The organism is Pseudomonas sp. HN2-3 (genome assembly GCF_020691745.1).
Taxonomy (GTDB): Bacteria; Pseudomonadota; Gammaproteobacteria; order Pseudomonadales; family Pseudomonadaceae; genus Aquipseudomonas; species Aquipseudomonas capeferrum.
Map to the genome: position 1 here is coordinate 2,274,828 of NZ_CP085704.1, position 15,555 is coordinate 2,290,382.

General features: G+C 64.6%; 13 protein-coding genes and 1 pseudogene. 6 read left to right on the top strand and 8 right to left on the bottom strand.

Annotation, left to right across the window (positions count from 1 at the left end; genetic code table 11):
- Positions 1–7: 7 nt before the first annotated feature.
- Complete coding sequence (locus LJX93_RS10465) at positions 8–778, bottom strand: NAD(P)-binding domain-containing protein (RefSeq protein ID WP_227697152.1); 771 nt, start codon at positions 776–778, stop codon at positions 8–10.
- Positions 779–790: 12 nt separating this feature from the next.
- Positions 791–2,110, bottom strand: coding sequence for an NAD(P)/FAD-dependent oxidoreductase (locus LJX93_RS10470; RefSeq protein WP_033697215.1), 1,320 nt, complete (start codon positions 2,108–2,110; stop codon positions 791–793).
- Positions 2,111–2,301: 191 nt separating this feature from the next.
- On the opposite strand from LJX93_RS10470, the gene LJX93_RS10475 reads away from it, so the two are divergent.
- Positions 2,302–2,931 (top strand): glutathione S-transferase family protein, encoded by a 630-nt coding sequence (locus LJX93_RS10475; RefSeq protein WP_227697153.1) that lies wholly within the window; start codon positions 2,302–2,304, stop codon positions 2,929–2,931.
- A gap of 260 nt (positions 2,932–3,191) precedes the next feature.
- Here the strand turns inward: LJX93_RS10475 and LJX93_RS27475 are convergent, their stop codons facing one another.
- From LJX93_RS27475 to mrdA, 4 genes and pseudogenes are all read right to left on the bottom strand, one after another.
- A complete protein-coding gene (locus LJX93_RS27475; protein WP_410011016.1) occupies positions 3,192–3,413 on the bottom strand; it encodes a hypothetical protein in 222 nt (73 codons plus the stop codon).
- 6 nt (positions 3,414–3,419) lie between these two features.
- A complete protein-coding gene (locus tag LJX93_RS27295) occupies positions 3,420–3,554 on the bottom strand; it encodes a hypothetical protein (RefSeq protein WP_256577332.1) in 135 nt (44 codons plus the stop codon).
- A 68-nt stretch (positions 3,555–3,622) separates the two neighbouring features.
- Positions 3,623–3,742: pseudogene (locus LJX93_RS10485) on the bottom strand (sigma-54-dependent Fis family transcriptional regulator); the annotation flags it as partial.
- A gap of 3 nt (positions 3,743–3,745) precedes the next feature.
- Entirely contained in the window at positions 3,746–5,638 is a 1,893-nt protein-coding gene (gene mrdA, locus LJX93_RS10490; protein ID WP_033697218.1) for a penicillin-binding protein 2, read from the bottom strand.
- A gap of 564 nt (positions 5,639–6,202) precedes the next feature.
- On the opposite strand from mrdA, the gene LJX93_RS10495 reads away from it, so the two are divergent.
- The gene (locus LJX93_RS10495; RefSeq protein ID WP_227697154.1) at positions 6,203–7,534 is read left to right on the top strand and encodes an MFS transporter; all 1,332 of its coding nucleotides are present in this window, start codon (positions 6,203–6,205) and stop codon (positions 7,532–7,534) included.
- Here the strand turns inward: LJX93_RS10495 and LJX93_RS10500 are convergent.
- Entirely contained in the window at positions 7,531–8,427 is an 897-nt protein-coding gene (locus LJX93_RS10500; RefSeq protein ID WP_227697155.1) for a LysR family transcriptional regulator, read from the bottom strand. The genes LJX93_RS10495 and LJX93_RS10500 overlap by 4 nt on opposite strands.
- 126 nt (positions 8,428–8,553) lie before the next feature.
- On the opposite strand from LJX93_RS10500, the gene mdlC reads away from it, so the two are divergent.
- The 4 genes from mdlC to LJX93_RS10520 all read left to right on the top strand — a co-directional run bounded on the left by mdlC (position 8,554) and on the right by LJX93_RS10520 (position 14,404).
- The gene (gene mdlC / locus LJX93_RS10505) at positions 8,554–10,140 is read left to right on the top strand and encodes a benzoylformate decarboxylase (RefSeq protein ID WP_033697224.1); all 1,587 of its coding nucleotides are present in this window, start codon (positions 8,554–8,556) and stop codon (positions 10,138–10,140) included.
- Positions 10,141–10,201: 61 nt separating this feature from the next.
- On the top strand, positions 10,202–11,542 hold the full coding sequence (locus tag LJX93_RS10510; protein ID WP_033697225.1) for an MFS transporter: 1,341 nt from the start codon (positions 10,202–10,204) through the stop codon (positions 11,540–11,542).
- A gap of 14 nt (positions 11,543–11,556) precedes the next feature.
- Positions 11,557–13,032: an aldehyde dehydrogenase family protein gene (locus tag LJX93_RS10515; RefSeq protein WP_047583524.1), complete on the top strand. Its 1,476-nt coding sequence runs from the start codon at positions 11,557–11,559 to the stop codon at positions 13,030–13,032.
- Positions 13,033–13,150: 118 nt separating this feature from the next.
- Positions 13,151–14,404 (top strand): OprD family porin, encoded by a 1,254-nt coding sequence (locus LJX93_RS10520; RefSeq protein ID WP_033697229.1) that lies wholly within the window; start codon positions 13,151–13,153, stop codon positions 14,402–14,404.
- A gap of 50 nt (positions 14,405–14,454) precedes the next feature.
- Here LJX93_RS10520 and LJX93_RS10525 read toward each other — a convergent pair whose 3' ends face one another.
- Positions 14,455–15,543 carry an LLM class flavin-dependent oxidoreductase gene (locus LJX93_RS10525; RefSeq protein WP_047583525.1) on the bottom strand — a complete coding sequence of 363 codons (1,089 nt, stop codon included), beginning with the start codon at positions 15,541–15,543 and terminating at the stop codon, positions 14,455–14,457.
- Positions 15,544–15,555 lie beyond the last annotated feature (12 nt).

Genomic DNA, 15,555 nt, shown 5'->3' on the forward strand with positions numbered 1-15,555 from the left:
GAGGACGTTACCTGGACCGCGTCAACAGCCCATCCAGCACCACCTCGCAGGCCGCGCCCCAGCTGGCACTCACTGGCTGATGCATCAGTACCGCCAGCCCATCGGCGGTAAAGGTGCCTGGCGTGGCAATCGCCTGCCCCAACGCCTTCAGCGTGTGCTCGGGCTGACGCTGGGCACTGGTCACACAGTCGTGCAGGTTGCCCAGCACCAGAGCACGCGCTTCGGCAGCCGGCAGACCCTTGTCGGTCAGCCATTGCTGCAAATCGTGCAACAGGAAGTAGAACCAGCCGTTCATGCACGCGGCAACCGTGGCCAGCTCGAACGCGGCTTCATCCTTCAGCACCACCAGGTTGCCCAGCGCGCCCAGGCCCTGCTCGGTAGGCACGTCCGGCGGGCAGACCACCACGGTGGCCTGGTTGTGTTGCGCCGCGTAAGACAGCATCACGCGCACGCAGTGGGCCGCAGGGAAGGCCGCTTGCAACTGTGCCAGGCCCACACCCGCCGCCAACGACAGCAAGCGTTGCCCGGGGCGCAGGCGCACCTCGCTGGCGAGTTGTGCCAGCGCTGCCGGGCGCACGCCCAGCATCACCAGCTCGGCCTGATCGACCACCGCCTGGTTGCTCGGCAGTACCTGGCAACCTTGCGTGTGGGCCAGCGCTTCGGCGCGCTGGGCGTTGCGTGGCGACAGCAGGATCGCGCCGTCGAAACCACTGCTGCGCAGGCCCATCACCACTTTTTCGGTCAGCTCGCCGACCCCGAGAATACCCAGACTATGCATGATGCCTCCTTGTCAGCTTTCCAGGCCGGCACGGCGCTGGCCCCAGTGCAGGTTCAGGTTCACGCCCATGCTCAGCAGCGGCTCCGGTGGGTTGCGGTTAGGCCCCGCCGAGCTCAGCAGGAAGTCGATCAGTTCGTCGCGTTCACCGCTCAGCCAATCGGCCAGCAAGGTACCGGTAGCGGTGCCCCGGGTAATCCCCAGGCCGTTGCAGCACAGCGCGGCATGGACATTGGGTGCCAGTGTGCCGAAGTGCGACAGGTGGTTGCGCGACAGGCACATCGCGCCGCCCCAGGTGAACTCGAACGGCGTACCCAAGAGCATCGGGAAGCGCCGTTCGAACGACGCCCGGTGCTGCCGAACGGCCCGCTGCAAGTGGCGCTGATTGGCACGGCCGTCGGCGTTGAAGCTGAAGCTGTTGCGCACCAGCAGGCGCTGGTCCGGGGTGCGCCGCAGGGTGCTGCCGAACGGGTCGGCGGGGATGATGCCCCAGCTTGCCTTGCCGCCCAGGCGTGCCTGTTCGTCTTCGCTCAGGGGGCGGGTCATGCTGGCGTAGGTGAAGATCGGCAGCAGCCGGCCCGGCAAAAAGCCGAAGTATGAGGCGAAGGCGTTGTTGGTCAGCAGCAATTGGTCGGCAACGATTTCGCCGTGGGCGTGCTTGAGGGTGATGCGCGAGCCCTGTTCAAGGCGGGTGATGGTGGTGTGTTCGTACAGTGTCACGTTGCCGGGCAGGCTTTGCGCCAGGCCTTTGGCCAGGGCGGCCGGCTGCAGCAACTGGGTACCGGGCGTGTACAGCGCCTTGCGGTAGAACGACGTGCCGAGGTGTGCCGGCAGGTCATGGGCATCGATCATCTGGTAGGGCTGGCCGAGTTTTTCCAGGCCGCTGCGGTAGGCTTCCAGCACGGCCAAGCCCTTGTCTTCGACGGCGGCCTGGTACTTGCCGTCCGGGCGTAACTGGCAGTCGATGCCGTGTTGGCCGATCAGCTTGTGCAGTATCGACTGCGCGCGCAGGTTCAACTTGAGGTTCATTCGCGCAGTGGCCAGCTCACCGATGTAGTCAGGCGCACCGATGTCGTGGGGCAGGTCGATGGCAAAGCCCGAATTGCGCCCCGAGGCGCCGAAGCCGACTTCCTGGGCTTCCACCAGGATGATCTCGTCGTCGGGGTGATGCAGCGCCAGTTGCCGTGCTGCCGCAAGGCCGGTGAAGCCGGCACCGAGCACCACCCAGCGCGCTTCGCTCCGCCCCCGATGCGCGGCGCAGGGCTGGCGCCGGGGGCTGAGGTGGAACCAGCCGCAACCGTTGTCGTCCGCAGGGGTAGAGGTGTTTCTGTACATGGGGTTTATCCGTGTTGTTTTCCTCACTGTCGCACGACGCACGCGGCGGGCATATAACGGGAGTGACGGGTCGTGGGAGGTTTTGAATTGACCTTTGCGAGTTGCTCGTGATTTGCTCGGTTGGCCGGTGATTGGCCCATGCAACGGCCCCCAGCAGCCAACGATCATTCAAAGGAAACTGAAGGTCTGCCATGTCCGAATACAAACTTCACTGCTTCGCAGAATCCGGTAATGCCTACAAAGTCGCCCTCATGCTCGAACTCACCGGCCAGGCCTGGCAGCCGGTGTTCGTCGACTTCTTCAACGGCCAGACCCGCGAGCAATCCTGGCGCGATGACGTGAACGAGCAGGGCGAGGTGCCGGTGTTGGAGCACGCTGGCAAGTCGCTCACCCAATCCGCGCTGATCCTCGAATACCTGGCCGAACAGACCGGCCAGTTTGGCCCGCGCGATGAGGACGAGAAACGTGAAATCTGGCGCTGGATGCTGTTCGACAACCACAAGTTCACCAGCTACTACGCGGCGCTGCGGTTCATCTACTGCCTGAAAAAGATGGGCGAAACGGAGGTGACCAAGTTCTTGCGTGACCGCGCCACGGCGGCCTATCGCATCGTCGATGCGCACTTGGCCAAAACCCCCTTCATGGTCGGCGGGCGGTTGACCATCGCCGACCTATCGCTGGCGGGGTATGTGTTCATGCCTGGAGACACCGGTATCGCGCTGGCCGAATTCACCCATATCGAGGCCTGGAAAGCGCGTATTAAGGGCACACCCGGTTGGAAGCACCCGTACGACCTGATGCCGCGCACAGCGACCGTTTAGGCGCCATTCGGATGACTGGTCGGCGACAAGCCGGGCGGCATGACTACGCTCAGGGCGTAAGAAACATTTTGCAATAACTGGCCAGCTGGCCCTGAAGGACCTCGTTCACTCGCTGCAGATGGAAGGCCGCACTGGTTGCAGGTCGCCCCACGGGGGGGGCCGGAACTCATGGGGTGCCCTGTGCAACCCCGTGCTACTCCAAGCGGAGGCACATCATGCTCAAGAAATACTTGTTGGCTTTGGCGATCGGCGCGGTTTTGTCAGCGTCGGCAGTTTTGGTGCCTGACTCCATGGGCGGTGCGTCCAGTGCGTATGCGAAGGATGGCGGCGGTGGAGGTGGCGGTCATGGTGGCGGTGGTGGTGGCCATGGCGGCGGAGGTGGAGGTGGAGGCCACGGTGGTGGCGGCGGCAGTGGCGGCGGTGGCGGTGGCGGTGGCCATGGCGGCAGTGGCAGCGGACACAGTGGCGACGGCGGCGGACATGCCAGCTCAGGTCGGGGTGACAGCGGACGTAACGGGGCCGATGATGGTGCCAACCATGAGGCCAACCACAATGTGGGAGAGGCCCACGGTGTAGGGCACGGCGCGGACGACGGTCCCGATCATGATGTCGGAGACGATCATGGAGGTGACCGCACGTAGATTTTGAGTTGCCAGTACTGGCCTCTTCGCGGGTACTGGCAACGCACCTCTCAGATCGACAGCCGCACCACCCGGTTATCCAGCGCCTGCTGCGCCTGGTCACGCCGCTTGTTCACCATCAATTCCCCAATCGCAATCAGCCGGGTTCGTGTGATGTTGCGCGACAACCCCCTCTAACTATGTGGCACCGCCTTGCTCGCCACATTCCCCGCATACTCCGGTTTCAGATGCCCCTGCTCATCCAGCAGGTAGGCATCCATCACCTCACGCACCACAGGCCCCGCCACGCGCCCGCCCGCTTCACCATTCTCGATCATCACCGCCACCACCACACTCGGGTGATCAGCCGGTGCAAAGCCGACGAACAGGGCGTTGTCGCGGTGCCGCTCCAGGGTCTTGTTGCGGTTGTAGCGCTCGCCCTGCTTGATCGCCACCACCTGCGCCGTGCCGCTCTTGCCGGCGATGCGGTACTGGGCGCCGGCTGCCGAAGCGCGGGCGATGCCGCGTGGGTCGTGCATGACCATCTGCATGCCCTGGCTGACCTGGTCCCAGGCGTGCTTGTCGTGCAGCACGATGTCGGGCATGGGGTTGGGGTCGACCGGCGTCTCGCCGCCCACGGTCATGGCCAGGTGCGGGCGGTGCCACACGCCCTTGCTCGCCAGCAGGCTGGTGGCCTGGGCCAACTGCAGCGGGGTGACCTGCATGTAGCCCTGGCCGATACCCAAAATCAACGTCTCGCCGGGGAACCAGGCCTGGCGCCGTGTGGCACGCTTCCACTCGGCGGACGGCATCAGCCCGGACGCTTCTTCGAACATGTCCAGCGACACCTTCTGCCCCAGGCCGAACTCGGCCATGTAATCGTGCAGGCGCTCGATCCCCAGCTTGTGCGCCAGGTCATAGAAGTAGGTGTCGTTGGACCGCATGATCGCGGTGTACATGTCCACCCAGCCGTCGCCGCTGCGGTTCCAGTTGCGGTACTTGTGCGCGTAGTTGGGCAGTTCGTAGTAGCCCGGGTCGAATACCCGGCTGCCAGGTGTGATCACGCCGCTGTCGAGGCCGGCGATGGCCACTTCCGGTTTTACCGTCGAACCCGGCGCATACAGGCCGCGCAATACGCGGTTGAACAGCGGGCGGTCGATCGAGTCGCGCAGGGCGGCGTACTGCTTGAAGCTGATGCCCTTGACGAACAGGTTGGGGTCGAAGCTTGGGTTGCTGACCATCGCCAGCACGTCGCCGTTGGCCGGGTCCAGTACCACTACCGAGCCGCGTCGATCGCCCAGGGCTTTTTCGGCGGCCAGTTGCAGGTGGGCATCCAGGCTCAGGGTGATGTCCTTGCCGGGGGTCGGTGCCTTGTGGTTGAGCACACGCATGACCCGGCCCTGGGCGTTGGTCTCGACTTCTTCGTAGCCCACCTGGCCGTGCAGCTGGCTTTCGTAAAAGTGCTCGATGCCGGTCTTGCCGATCGACTGGGTGCCCCGGTACTCGGTGCTGTCGAGGGTCTTGGCTTCTCTTTCGTTGATGCGCCCGACATACCCCACCGAATGGGCGAAATGCTCGGCCAGGGGGTATTCGCGAATGAACTGCGGCTCTACATCAAGGCCTGGCAGGCGGAACTGGTTGACCGCAATCAGGGCGATCTGTTCTTCGTTCAAGCCGACCAGCAGGGTGACCGGCTCGAACGGTTTGCGGCCGCGGCGCAGGTCCTTGTCAAACTGTTTACGGTCATCCTCGGTCAGGCTCAGGACCTGCGCCAGGGTATCGAGCACTTTGGCCGAATCGCCTGCCCGTTCACGGGTCATGGTCAGGTCGAAACTGGGTTTGTTGTCTGCCAGCACCACGCCGTTGCGGTCGTAGATCAGGCCGCGCTCGGGGGCGATGGGCAGCACGTGCACGCGGTTGTTTTCCGACACGGCGCTTTGCTGGTCATGCTGCACGACCTGAAGCACATAGAGGCGGCCCACCAGGACGGCGACCAGGCTGAAGACCAGGGCAGCGCAGGCCAGTAGCCGGCGATTGACCAGGTGCTTTTCCTTTTCGTGGTCCTTGAGGGGGATGGGTTGGGGCATGGGGAACTCTGAGGGGTAGCGGTGTGGCCGGGCAGCGGCCCCAGGGCCGGCGATGCTACGCAACGCGTCCTTTTCCCTCAAGGCAGGCAGGCGTTGGCGGGGGCTGGCGATCGGCCGTTGGCCCCCGTGATCAGGGTGCTTACGGGCAACATGAAGATTTGTTCATGGCTGCGCTCGTTGGCGTGATGAATGGCTCGCAGAAAGGTACTTTGTGGATCCATAAAAACAGGTGTGCGGTAAACGAACGGAAAAACTAAAAATTGCTAAATTCATAAATAATTGAAAATACTCGTAAAAATAATAGATATTTTTGGGTGACTGCCAATTTCTGTGCCGTGTGGTGGTTTAGCCAAAATTCACCATATTGTCTATGGATCCATTATCTGGTTGATTAGCGCCTGACGACGGCCAGAGCCCTCCGGCCGTGCGCGACAACAATTACAAGAAGGGTCCAGTCATGAATGGCTTATCACGGGCGTGGAACCGTCACGGTTTCTGCTGCTCGCCTTGCGTGTGCACGTCTTCTCTCTCGTCTGTGGTCAGCATCGGCCGGCAGGTGACCCCATGAACACCGACCTCAAGCAGCGTCTGGACAATGACCCGATGGGCCGATTCCAGTGCCTGGCCATTGGTATCTGCATCGTGCTGAACATGATCGATGGCTTCGATGTGCTGGTGATGGCCTTCACGGCGGCTTCGGTTTCTGCAGAGTGGGGCCTGAGCGGGGCGCAGGTGGGGCTGTTGCTCAGCGCCGGCCTGTTCGGCATGGCGGCCGGGTCGCTGTTCATCGCGCCGTGGGCCGACCGTTTCGGCCGGCGCCCGCTGATACTGTTTTGCCTTGCGCTCTCCGGTATTGGCATGCTGCTCTCGGCCTTGAGCCAGAGCCCGTTGCAACTGGCGCTGCTGCGCGGCCTGACCGGGCTTGGCATTGGCGGCATTCTGGCGAGCAGCAATGTGATTGCCAGCGAATATGCCAGCAAACGCTGGCGCGGCCTGGCGGTGAGCCTGCAGTCCACCGGTTATGCCTTGGGCGCGACGCTTGGCGGCTTGCTGGCGGTATGGTTGCTGGGCCATTGGGGCTGGCGCTCGGTGTTTCTGTTCGGTGGCATCGTCACCGTGCTGGTGATCCCCCTGGTGCTGTTGTGGCTGCCGGAATCGCTGGACTTCTTGTTGGCGCGTCGCCCGCGTAATGCCCTGGCGCGGGTCAACCGCCTGGCGGCCAAACTGGGGCAGCCGGCACTGTCAGCATTGCCGGCGCCACAGCTCATGGTGCCAGGCGCTGCCACCGGGTTCAGGCAGTTGCTGACACCCGACATGCGCCGCACCACCCTGGTGATCTGGTTGCTGTTCTTCCTGGTGATGTTCGGGTTCTATTTCGTCATGAGCTGGACGCCAAAACTGCTGGTTGCCGCAGGCCTGTCGGCGCAGCAGGGCATCACCGGCGGGGTGCTGCTGAGCGTTGGCGGCATCCTCGGGGCGGCGCTGATTGGTGGCTTGTCGTCGCGCTGGCCACTGAGCCGCGTGTTGTCGATGTTCATGCTGATCACCGCCGGGCTGCTGGTGCTGTTCGTGGCGAGCGGTTCATCGGTCAGCGCAGCGCTGGCGTTGGGGCTGCTGATCGGGCTGTTCTCCAACGGCTGCGTGGCGGGGCTGTATGCCCTGTCGCCGGTGGTTTATGACGCTTCAGTGCGCGCCACCGGGGTGGGCTGGGGCATCGGCATCGGCCGGATCGGCGCCATCCTGTCGCCGACCGTGGCCGGCGTGTTGCTCGATGGTGGCTGGCAACCGCTGCACCTGTACGGGGTGTTCGCCATTGTCTTCGTACTGGCCGCAGGTTGCCTGCTGTTGCTCAGGCCAGCGGCAAGGCCGGCGCAGCCCGCCATGGTCGACGCCTAGGCCTGGCCATCGATGATCGCCTCGGCGACCGTCGCGCAAAACCATTGCAGGGCGGCAGAGTTGTCGCTGTTGGGGTGCCAGTTCAGCGAGACATCGAACGCGGCCACCTGGAAGGGCAACTCGAGCATCTTCAAGCCGCCGTCCTGCATGAACAGCCTGGCGATCTGGGCTGGCAATACCGCCAGCAGGTCGGTGCCGGGGATGATCTTGGGCAGCACCGAGAAGTGCGGCACGTGCAGGCTGATGCGGCGCTGCACCTGCATGCTGTTCAGCACATCCTCGACGCTGCCGTGGCCGGTGGTGCGGGTGACGGTGATGTGGCGCTCGGCAACGAACTGCTCAAGGCTGAGGCTGTCGCCGATGCGCGGGTGGGCGCTGCTCAGCAGGCAGACGTAGCGCTCGTGCATCAGCACCTGGCTGCGGGTGCCGGGCACGGGTGGGCGGCAAATCGCAGCGTCGATCTTGCCACTGGCCAGCCAGTCGCCCACCTGGTCGACCTGCAAGGGCAGCACTTCGACCTCGGCATGCGGTGCCTCGCGGTTCAGGCGCGCCAGAATCAGCGGCAAAAAGCCCATTTCGCCAAGGTCGGAGAGGGCGATGCGAAACCTGCGCTCGGTGCTGGCAGGGTCGAACTGGCGGGTGCTCTGCACGGCGCTTTCGATGCGCGTCAGTGCGTCGCGCAGCGTCGCGTACAGCTGGTCGGCAACGAACGTCGGCTGGATGCCGTCACGGGTGCGGCTGAACAGGGCGTCGTCGAACAGCTCGCGCAGGCGCGCCAGGCCATAGCTCACCGAAGGCTGGGTGACGAACAAACGCTCGGCAGCGAGGGTGACGCTGCGGGCTTCGTAAAGGGTGACGAAGGTGCGGATCAGGTTCAGGTCAATGTGGCTCATGGGCACTCGCGTCGTGCGTAGTCATATAGATCAGTTTTATTTTTGTCAAAGATAGTATCGATTTGATCAATTTGGTAGCGGCTGCAAAAGTAACCCAAATTCTAAAAACGAGCTGCAAGGGTCTTTATGAAAACTGTTCACAGCGCCGCCTACGACATCCTCCGCCAGCATGGCCTGACCACCATCTTTGGTAACCCTGGCTCCAACGAGCTGCCGTTTCTCAAGGGCTTCCCAGAAGACTTTCGCTATGTCCTGGGCCTGCATGAAGGGGCGGTAGTGGGCATGGCCGACGGCTATGCGCTTGCCAGCGGCCAGCCGACGTTCGTCAACCTGCATGCCGCGGCCGGCACCGGCAATGGCATGGGCGCACTGACCAACGCCTGGTACTCCCACAGCCCGCTGGTGATCACCGCCGGCCAGCAGGTACGCAGCATGATCGGCGTGGAGGCCATGCTGGCCAATGTGGACGCGGCGCAGTTGCCCAAGCCGCTGGTCAAGTGGAGCCACGAACCGGCCTCGGCGCAGGATGTGCCGCGTGCCCTCAGCCAGGCGATCCATGCTGCCAGCCTGCCGCCACGCGGCCCTGTGTATGTATCGATCCCTTATGACGACTGGGCCTGCGAAGCACCGAAGGGCGTCGAGCATCTGGCCCGTCGACAGGTGGCCAGTGCCGGGCTGGCTTCGCCGGCACAGGTGCAGGGGCTGTGCGAGCGCTTGTCGGCGGCGCGCAACCCCGTGCTGGTACTGGGGCCAGATGTCGATGGCTGCGGGGCCAACGGCCTGGCGGTGCAACTGGCGGAAAAGCTGCGCATGACCGCCTGGGTGGCGCCGTCGGCCTCACGTTGCCCGTTCCCGACGCGGCATGCGTGTTTCCGTGGAGTACTGCCGGCCTCGATCGCGGGCATCAGCCGCTGCCTGGCGGAGCACGACCTCATCCTGGTGGTGGGGGCACCGGTGTTTCGCTATCACCAATATGCACCGGGCGACTACCTGCCTGCCGACTGCCAGCTGCTGCACCTGACCTGCGACCCTGGCGAGGCCGCGCGCGCTCCGATGGGTGATGCCCTGGTCGCGGATATCGCGCTGACACTTGAAGCCCTGGTGGCGGGGGTGACGCCGAGCGAGCGGCCCATGCCGGTGGCCTTGCCGCAGCCGGAGCCGGTGGCCGACGACGGCGGGCTGCTGCACCCGGAAACGGTCTTTGAGCTGATCGACCGCCTGGCCCCCGCCAACGCGATCTACGTCAAGGAGTCCACCTCCACGGTCGGTGCCTTCTGGCGGCGTATTGCAATGCGTGAGCCGGGCAGCTACTTCTTCCCGGCCGCAGGGGGCTTGGGTTTCGGCCTGCCAGCGGCGGTCGGCGTGCAGCTGGCATCCCCCGAGCGGCGCGTCATCGGCATCATCGGCGACGGCTCGGCGAACTACGGCATCACCGCGCTGTGGACGGCTGCGCAGTACAACATCCCGGTAGTGTTCATCATTCTGAAGAACGGCACTTATGGGGCGCTGCGCTGGTTCGCCGATGTGCTGAACGTGAGCGATGCGCCAGGGCTGGACGTGCCAGGCCTGGACTTTTGCGCCATCGCCCAGGGGTACGGCGTACAGGCTGTGCAGGCGCAAACCGGCGCCGAGTTCGCCCGTGCGTTCAGCGCGGCCCTGGCGGGTAACCGCCCCGTGCTGATCGAGGTACCGACCCAGACCATTGCTCCCTGAAGCATCGGGCAACCGCCGCGCGTGGCGCGAAACACAACAACAATAAAAAACCGAGGTGGCTATGAAGACGACTTCCGTCAGTGAAGTGATCGATGCTGCACCCTTTAATCGCACCCACCTGCTGATACTGCTGTGGGGCTGTTTCATCATGCTGTTCGACGGCTATGACATGGTGATCTACGGCTCGGTGGTGCCGCGCCTGATGCAAGAGTGGCAACTCAGTGCAATCGAAGCCGGCACACTGGGCAGTTGTGCACTGTTCGGCATGTTGTTCGGCGGCACCTTGCTGGCGCCGCTGGCTGACCGTTACGGGCGGCGCAAGCTGATTATCCTGACCACCTTGCTGGCCAGTTGCGCCGCCTTCATGACCGGGCATGCGAGCACCCCGCTGCAGCTCGGTGCATGCCGCCTGGTGACGGGGTTGGCGCTGGGGGCGCTGGTGCCGAGCGCAGTGAACCTGATCAGCGAATTCGCCCCCCAGGGGCGGCGCAGCACCATGATCACGATAATGTCCAGCTTCTACTCGGTGGGTGCGGTGCTGTCGGCCCTGCTGGCGATCGTGGTGATCCCGCAGTGGGGCTGGCAGGCGGTGTTCTACGTGGCCGTGCTGCCAGTGCTGGCGGTGCCGTTCATGCTGCGGTACTTGCCTGAGTCGGCGGCGTTTCTTGAGCTCAAGGGCCGCCGTGACGAGCTTGATCGGCTGCTGGTCAAGGTCGACCCGACGTTCCGCCCAGGCACCGAGCTGCGCCTGCAGGGCGCCGGCCAGCCGGTGCGCACGGCGCGCGTGGCGCAGTTGTTCGGCAAGGGCCAGGCATTGGCAACCTTGCTGCTGTGGGTGGCCTTCGCCATGTGCATGCTGATGAGCTACGGCCTCAACACTTGGCTGCCCAAGTTGATGGCGCAGGGGGGCTATCCGCTGGGCTCGAGCCTTGCGTTTCTGGTGACGCTGAACATCGGCGCCACGCTGGGCGCGCTGTTCGGCGGCTGGCTGGCCGACCGGCTTGGGGTGCAGCGCACCCTGGCGCTGTTCTTCGTGCTGGCCGCCCTGTCGCTGGCGGCATTGGGCCTGCAGCCTGGCCCTGTGCTGCTGAACCTGCTGTTGCTGGTTGCCGGGGCCACCACCATCGGCACCCTGGCAGTCATCCACGCCTATGCCTCGATTGCCTACCCCGCGCACATCCGCTCCACCGGCGTCGGCTGGGCCGCCGGCATCGGCCGCCTGGGTGCGATTGCAGGGCCGATGCTCGGTGGCAGCCTGCTGTCCATGCAGTTGCCGTTGCAGCAGAACTTCCTGGCTTTCGCCTTGCCGGGGGTGATCGGTGCGCTGGCCATCGTCTGCATCCACGTGCGTGCACCGCAACCGGCCGACGCGCCGGAAGCGGCCAACAAACCTACGTTTTGACCAAGGAGCCTTTCATGTCTGATACCTGCCCGCGTTACCGTGACCTTCACCTGCAGCCGATTGCCGGCCAATGGCGCGCCGGCGCTGCCGGCAAGACCCTGAACGTGCACAACCCGTTCGACGACGCCTTGTTGCTGCAGATTCCACAGGCCAACCGTGATGACCTCGATGCGGCCTACCGCGCTGCCGCCCAGGCCCAGCCGCAATGGGCGGGCCTGGGGCCAGCGGCGCGGGCGGCGGTGCTGCATGAGGTGGTGGCGGTGTTTGACCGTCGCCGCGAAGAAATTGTCGAGTGGATCATTCGCGAGTCCGGCAGCACCCGGCTCAAGGCGCAACTGGAATGGGGCGCGGCGCGGGCGATTGCGCTGGAGGCTGCGTCGTTTCCATCGCGGGTGCACGGGCGTATCGTCGACTCCAACGTGCCGGGCAAGGAAAGCCGCGTGTACCGCAGCGCCTTGGGCGTGGTCGGGGTCATCAGCCCGTGGAACTTCCCTTTGCACCTGACCCAACGCTCGATTGCCCCCGCCCTGGCGCTGGGCAATGCCGTGGTGGTCAAGCCCGCCAGCGATACGCCGGTGTGCGGCGGTTTGCTGCTGGCGCGCATCTTCGAAGAAGCCGGGCTGCCGGCGGGCGTACTCAGCGTGGTGGTCGGTGCAGGCAGTGAAATCGGCGATGCCTTTGTCGAGCATGAGCTGCCCTCGTTGATCACCTTTACCGGTTCCACCCCGGTGGGGCGCGGCATCGGCCGTATCGCCAGCGGTGGCCAGCACCTCAAGCATGTTGCGCTGGAGCTGGGCGGCAATAGCCCGTTCGTGGTGCTGGACGATGCCGATCTCGACCAGGCGGTGAACGCTGCCGTGTTCGGCAAGTTCCTGCATCAGGGGCAGATCTGCATGGCGGTGAACCGGATCATTATCGATGACAGCCTTTACGACGCATTTGCCGAGCGCTTCGTCGCACGCGTCAAAGCGTTGGTGGTGGGGGACCCGAATTTGCCGGCAACGGTGATCGGCCCGGTGATCAACGCCCGGCAACTGCAGGGCCTGCAAGAGAAAATCAGCCTGGCCCGGGCTGAGGGCGCCGAGCCGTTGTACGAGGGTGGGGTGACCGGCAACCTGCTGGCGCCGCATGTGTATGGCGAAGTCACGGTCGACATGGACCTGGCCCGCAATGAAATCTTCGGCCCCCTGGTCGGCCTGTTGCGTGCGCGCGATGAAGCCCATGCCTTGGCGCTGGCCAACGCCAGCGAGTTCGGGCTTTCCAGCGCGGTGTTCAGCCGCAACCTGGAGCGTGCCGTGCGCTTTGCGCGCCAGGTGCGTGCGGGCATGACGCACATCAACGATATCCCGGTGAACGATGAGGCCAATGCGCCGTTCGGTGGCGAGAAAAACTCGGGGCTCGGGCGCTTCAACGGTGACTGGGCGATCGACGAGTTCACCCGCGATCACTGGGTCAGCGTGCAGCACACGCCGCGCGCGTACCCCTTCTGATGCACTGAGCCCCTGAGTGCTGCCCGGCCCGGCCGGGCACCCCAGCAGCCACCCGATGACGGGCGCCGAGCCGCCCGCAGGGGCCGGCTGCGTCCATGAAAAGCGGAGAACAATAATAATGATCGACACGTCTTGCACCCTGGCCCGTACGGCCGTTGCCGTTTCGCTGGTGTCAGGCCTGAGCCTGCCTGCCTGGGCCGAGGAGGGCGGCTTCTTCGAAGATGCCAAGGCTGGGCTGACGCTGCGCAACTACTACTTCAACCGGGATTTTCGCGATTCGGGTGCGGCCAAGAGCAAGGTCGACGAGTGGGCCCAGGGCTTCATTCTGAAGTTCACCTCCGGCTATACCCCTGGCCTGGTCGGCGTCGGCCTGGATGGCATTGCCCTGTTCGGCATGAAGCTGGACAGCAGCCGCGATGCCAGTGGCTCCGAGTTGCTGCCGGTGCACGATGACGGGCGTGCGGCAGACAACTATGGGCGGGCCGGGCTGGCGGCCAAGCTGCGCATTTCGGCAACTGAGCTGAAGGTGGGCGAGCTGATGCCCGACATCCCGCTGTTGCGCTACGACGATGGCCGCTTGCTGCCGCAGACCTTTCGCGGGGCGATGCTCGACTCGCGCGAGATAGAAGGCCTGAGCCTGCAGGCTGGCCAGTACCGTGAGGTGAGCCTGCGCAACTCGTCCAACATGCAGGACTTGTCGGCCTGGGCGGCGCCGGGGGTGATGGCTGACGGCTTCAATTACGCCGGTGCCGAGTACCGTTTCAACCAGCAGCGCACGCTGGTCGGTGCCTGGCATTCGCAGCTCGAAGACATCTACCAGCAAAGCTACTTCAACCTGCTGCACACGCAGCCGCTGGGTAACTGGACGCTGGCGGCCAACCTGGGTTATTTCATCGACAAGGAAGACGGTCAGGCGCGCATTGGCGATATCCAGAGCCGCACGGCGTATGGCTTGGTGTCGGCTTCGCACAGCGGGCACACGGTGTACCTTGGGTTGCAGAAGGTCAGCGGCGACAGCCAGTGGATGTCGGTGTATGGCAGCAGTGGCCGGACCTTGGGCAACGATATGTTCAATGGCAACTTCAGCAACGCCGATGAGCGATCCTGGCAGGTGCGTTATGACTACAACTTTGCCGCGATGGGCGTGCCAGGGTTGTTGGCGATGGTGCGCTATGGGCACGGCGAGAATGCCACCACGGGGGCGGGCAGCAATGGCAAGGAGTGGGAGCGTGACACCGAGGTGAACTACACCTTCCAGAGTGGCACCTTGAAGAACCTCAACATTCGGTTGAACAACGCCAGCAACCGGCGCAGCTTCAGTGGTGACTTCGACCAGACGCGGTTGATCGTGAGTTATCCGTTTTCGTTGTGACCGTTGGGGGCGCTGTGCGCCCCTTTCCCACAGCACCCTGGAAACTGCAGTTACCCGGCGAATCGAGCCTGGCGCCGGCGCACTTCCTCGCGTACCGCCGGGATCACCCAGCGCCCGTAATCCACCGTGTCATACAGCGGGTCATACCCACGGTTGAGAAACGTACTCACGCCTAGATCAACATAATCCAGCAAGGCCTGCGCCACCGTTTCGGGCGTGCCCACCAGCGCCGTGGTATCACCATAAGCCCCCACCGCCGTCGCCGTCGGCATCCACAACGCCCGGTCATGCCGGTCAGCGCGGGCGGCGGCGGCAAGCAGCCGCTCGGAGCCTGTGCCCTTGATGCGCTTCTGCCATGGGCTGTCCGCTGCAAACTGCGGGTTGGCCTTGATCTGCGCGAGGATCTGCTCGGCACGCTGCCAGGCCAGCTCCTCGGTGGCCCCCAGAATCAACCGCACCGACAAACTCACCCGGGGTGCCGCCACGCCTGCGGCACTCGCTGCAGCCTTGAGCTTGGCGATCTGCTCGGCCACACCGGCCAGCGGTTCACCCCACAGGGCATACAGGTCCGCATGTTTGACGGCGATCTGGTAAGCGATATCGGACGAGCCACCGAAGGAGATCGGGATATGCGGCTGCTGCAGCGGCTTGACCGGCGAGAAGGCCCCTTGGATGTTGAAGAAGCGGCCTTCGAAGTCGAACGGCTCCTCGGCCGTCCAGGTGCGCCGGACAATCTCCAGGTACTCGTCGGCACGCCGGTAGCGCTCGGTCTTGTCCAGCAGGGTGTCACCTTCCTGCGGCTCGGCGGTGATGCCGGTGATCGCGTGCAAGCGGATGCGCCCGCCGCCGGTGGTGTGGTCGAGGGTGGCGAATGCCCGCGCAGCCACCGTCGGCGCGGTGAGCGCCGGGCGGTGGGCGATCATGAAGCCGAGGCGTTCGGTGTGCGCGGCCGCATAGGCGGCAATCTGCAGGCTGTCGGCGCTACCGGGGCCGCTGGCGATCAGCACGCGGTCGAAACCGGCCTGCTCATGGGTGCGGGCATGGTGGCGGATGAACGGCAGGTCGAAGTCGGGTGAGCGTACGCCGCGCGTCTCGGACCACTGGCGGGGGAAGATCATACCGACGAATTCAATGGACATGGCTTAAGCCTT

Bases quoted from the DNA above. Each gene is read 5' to 3' on its own strand.
- LJX93_RS10465 (WP_227697152.1), bottom strand. From the start codon at position 778: ATGCATAGTCTGGGTATTCTCGGGGTCGGCGAGCTGACCGAAAAAGTG.
- LJX93_RS10470 (WP_033697215.1), bottom strand. From the start codon at position 2,110: ATGTACAGAAACACCTCTACCCCTGCGGACGACAACGGTTGCGGCTGG.
- LJX93_RS10475 (WP_227697153.1), top strand. From the start codon at position 2,302: ATGTCCGAATACAAACTTCACTGCTTCGCAGAATCCGGTAATGCCTAC.
- LJX93_RS27475 (WP_410011016.1), bottom strand. From the start codon at position 3,413: ATGTCCGCCGCCGTCGCCACTGTGTCCGCTGCCACTGCCGCCATGGCC.
- LJX93_RS27295 (WP_256577332.1), bottom strand. From the start codon at position 3,554: ATGATCGTCTCCGACATCATGATCGGGACCGTCGTCCGCGCCGTGCCC.
- mrdA (WP_033697218.1), bottom strand. From the start codon at position 5,638: ATGCCCCAACCCATCCCCCTCAAGGACCACGAAAAGGAAAAGCACCTG.
- LJX93_RS10495 (WP_227697154.1), top strand. From the start codon at position 6,203: ATGAACACCGACCTCAAGCAGCGTCTGGACAATGACCCGATGGGCCGA.
- LJX93_RS10500 (WP_227697155.1), bottom strand. From the start codon at position 8,427: ATGAGCCACATTGACCTGAACCTGATCCGCACCTTCGTCACCCTTTAC.
- mdlC (WP_033697224.1), top strand. From the start codon at position 8,554: ATGAAAACTGTTCACAGCGCCGCCTACGACATCCTCCGCCAGCATGGC.
- LJX93_RS10510 (WP_033697225.1), top strand. From the start codon at position 10,202: ATGAAGACGACTTCCGTCAGTGAAGTGATCGATGCTGCACCCTTTAAT.
- LJX93_RS10515 (WP_047583524.1), top strand. From the start codon at position 11,557: ATGTCTGATACCTGCCCGCGTTACCGTGACCTTCACCTGCAGCCGATT.
- LJX93_RS10520 (WP_033697229.1), top strand. From the start codon at position 13,151: ATGATCGACACGTCTTGCACCCTGGCCCGTACGGCCGTTGCCGTTTCG.
- LJX93_RS10525 (WP_047583525.1), bottom strand. From the start codon at position 15,543: ATGTCCATTGAATTCGTCGGTATGATCTTCCCCCGCCAGTGGTCCGAG.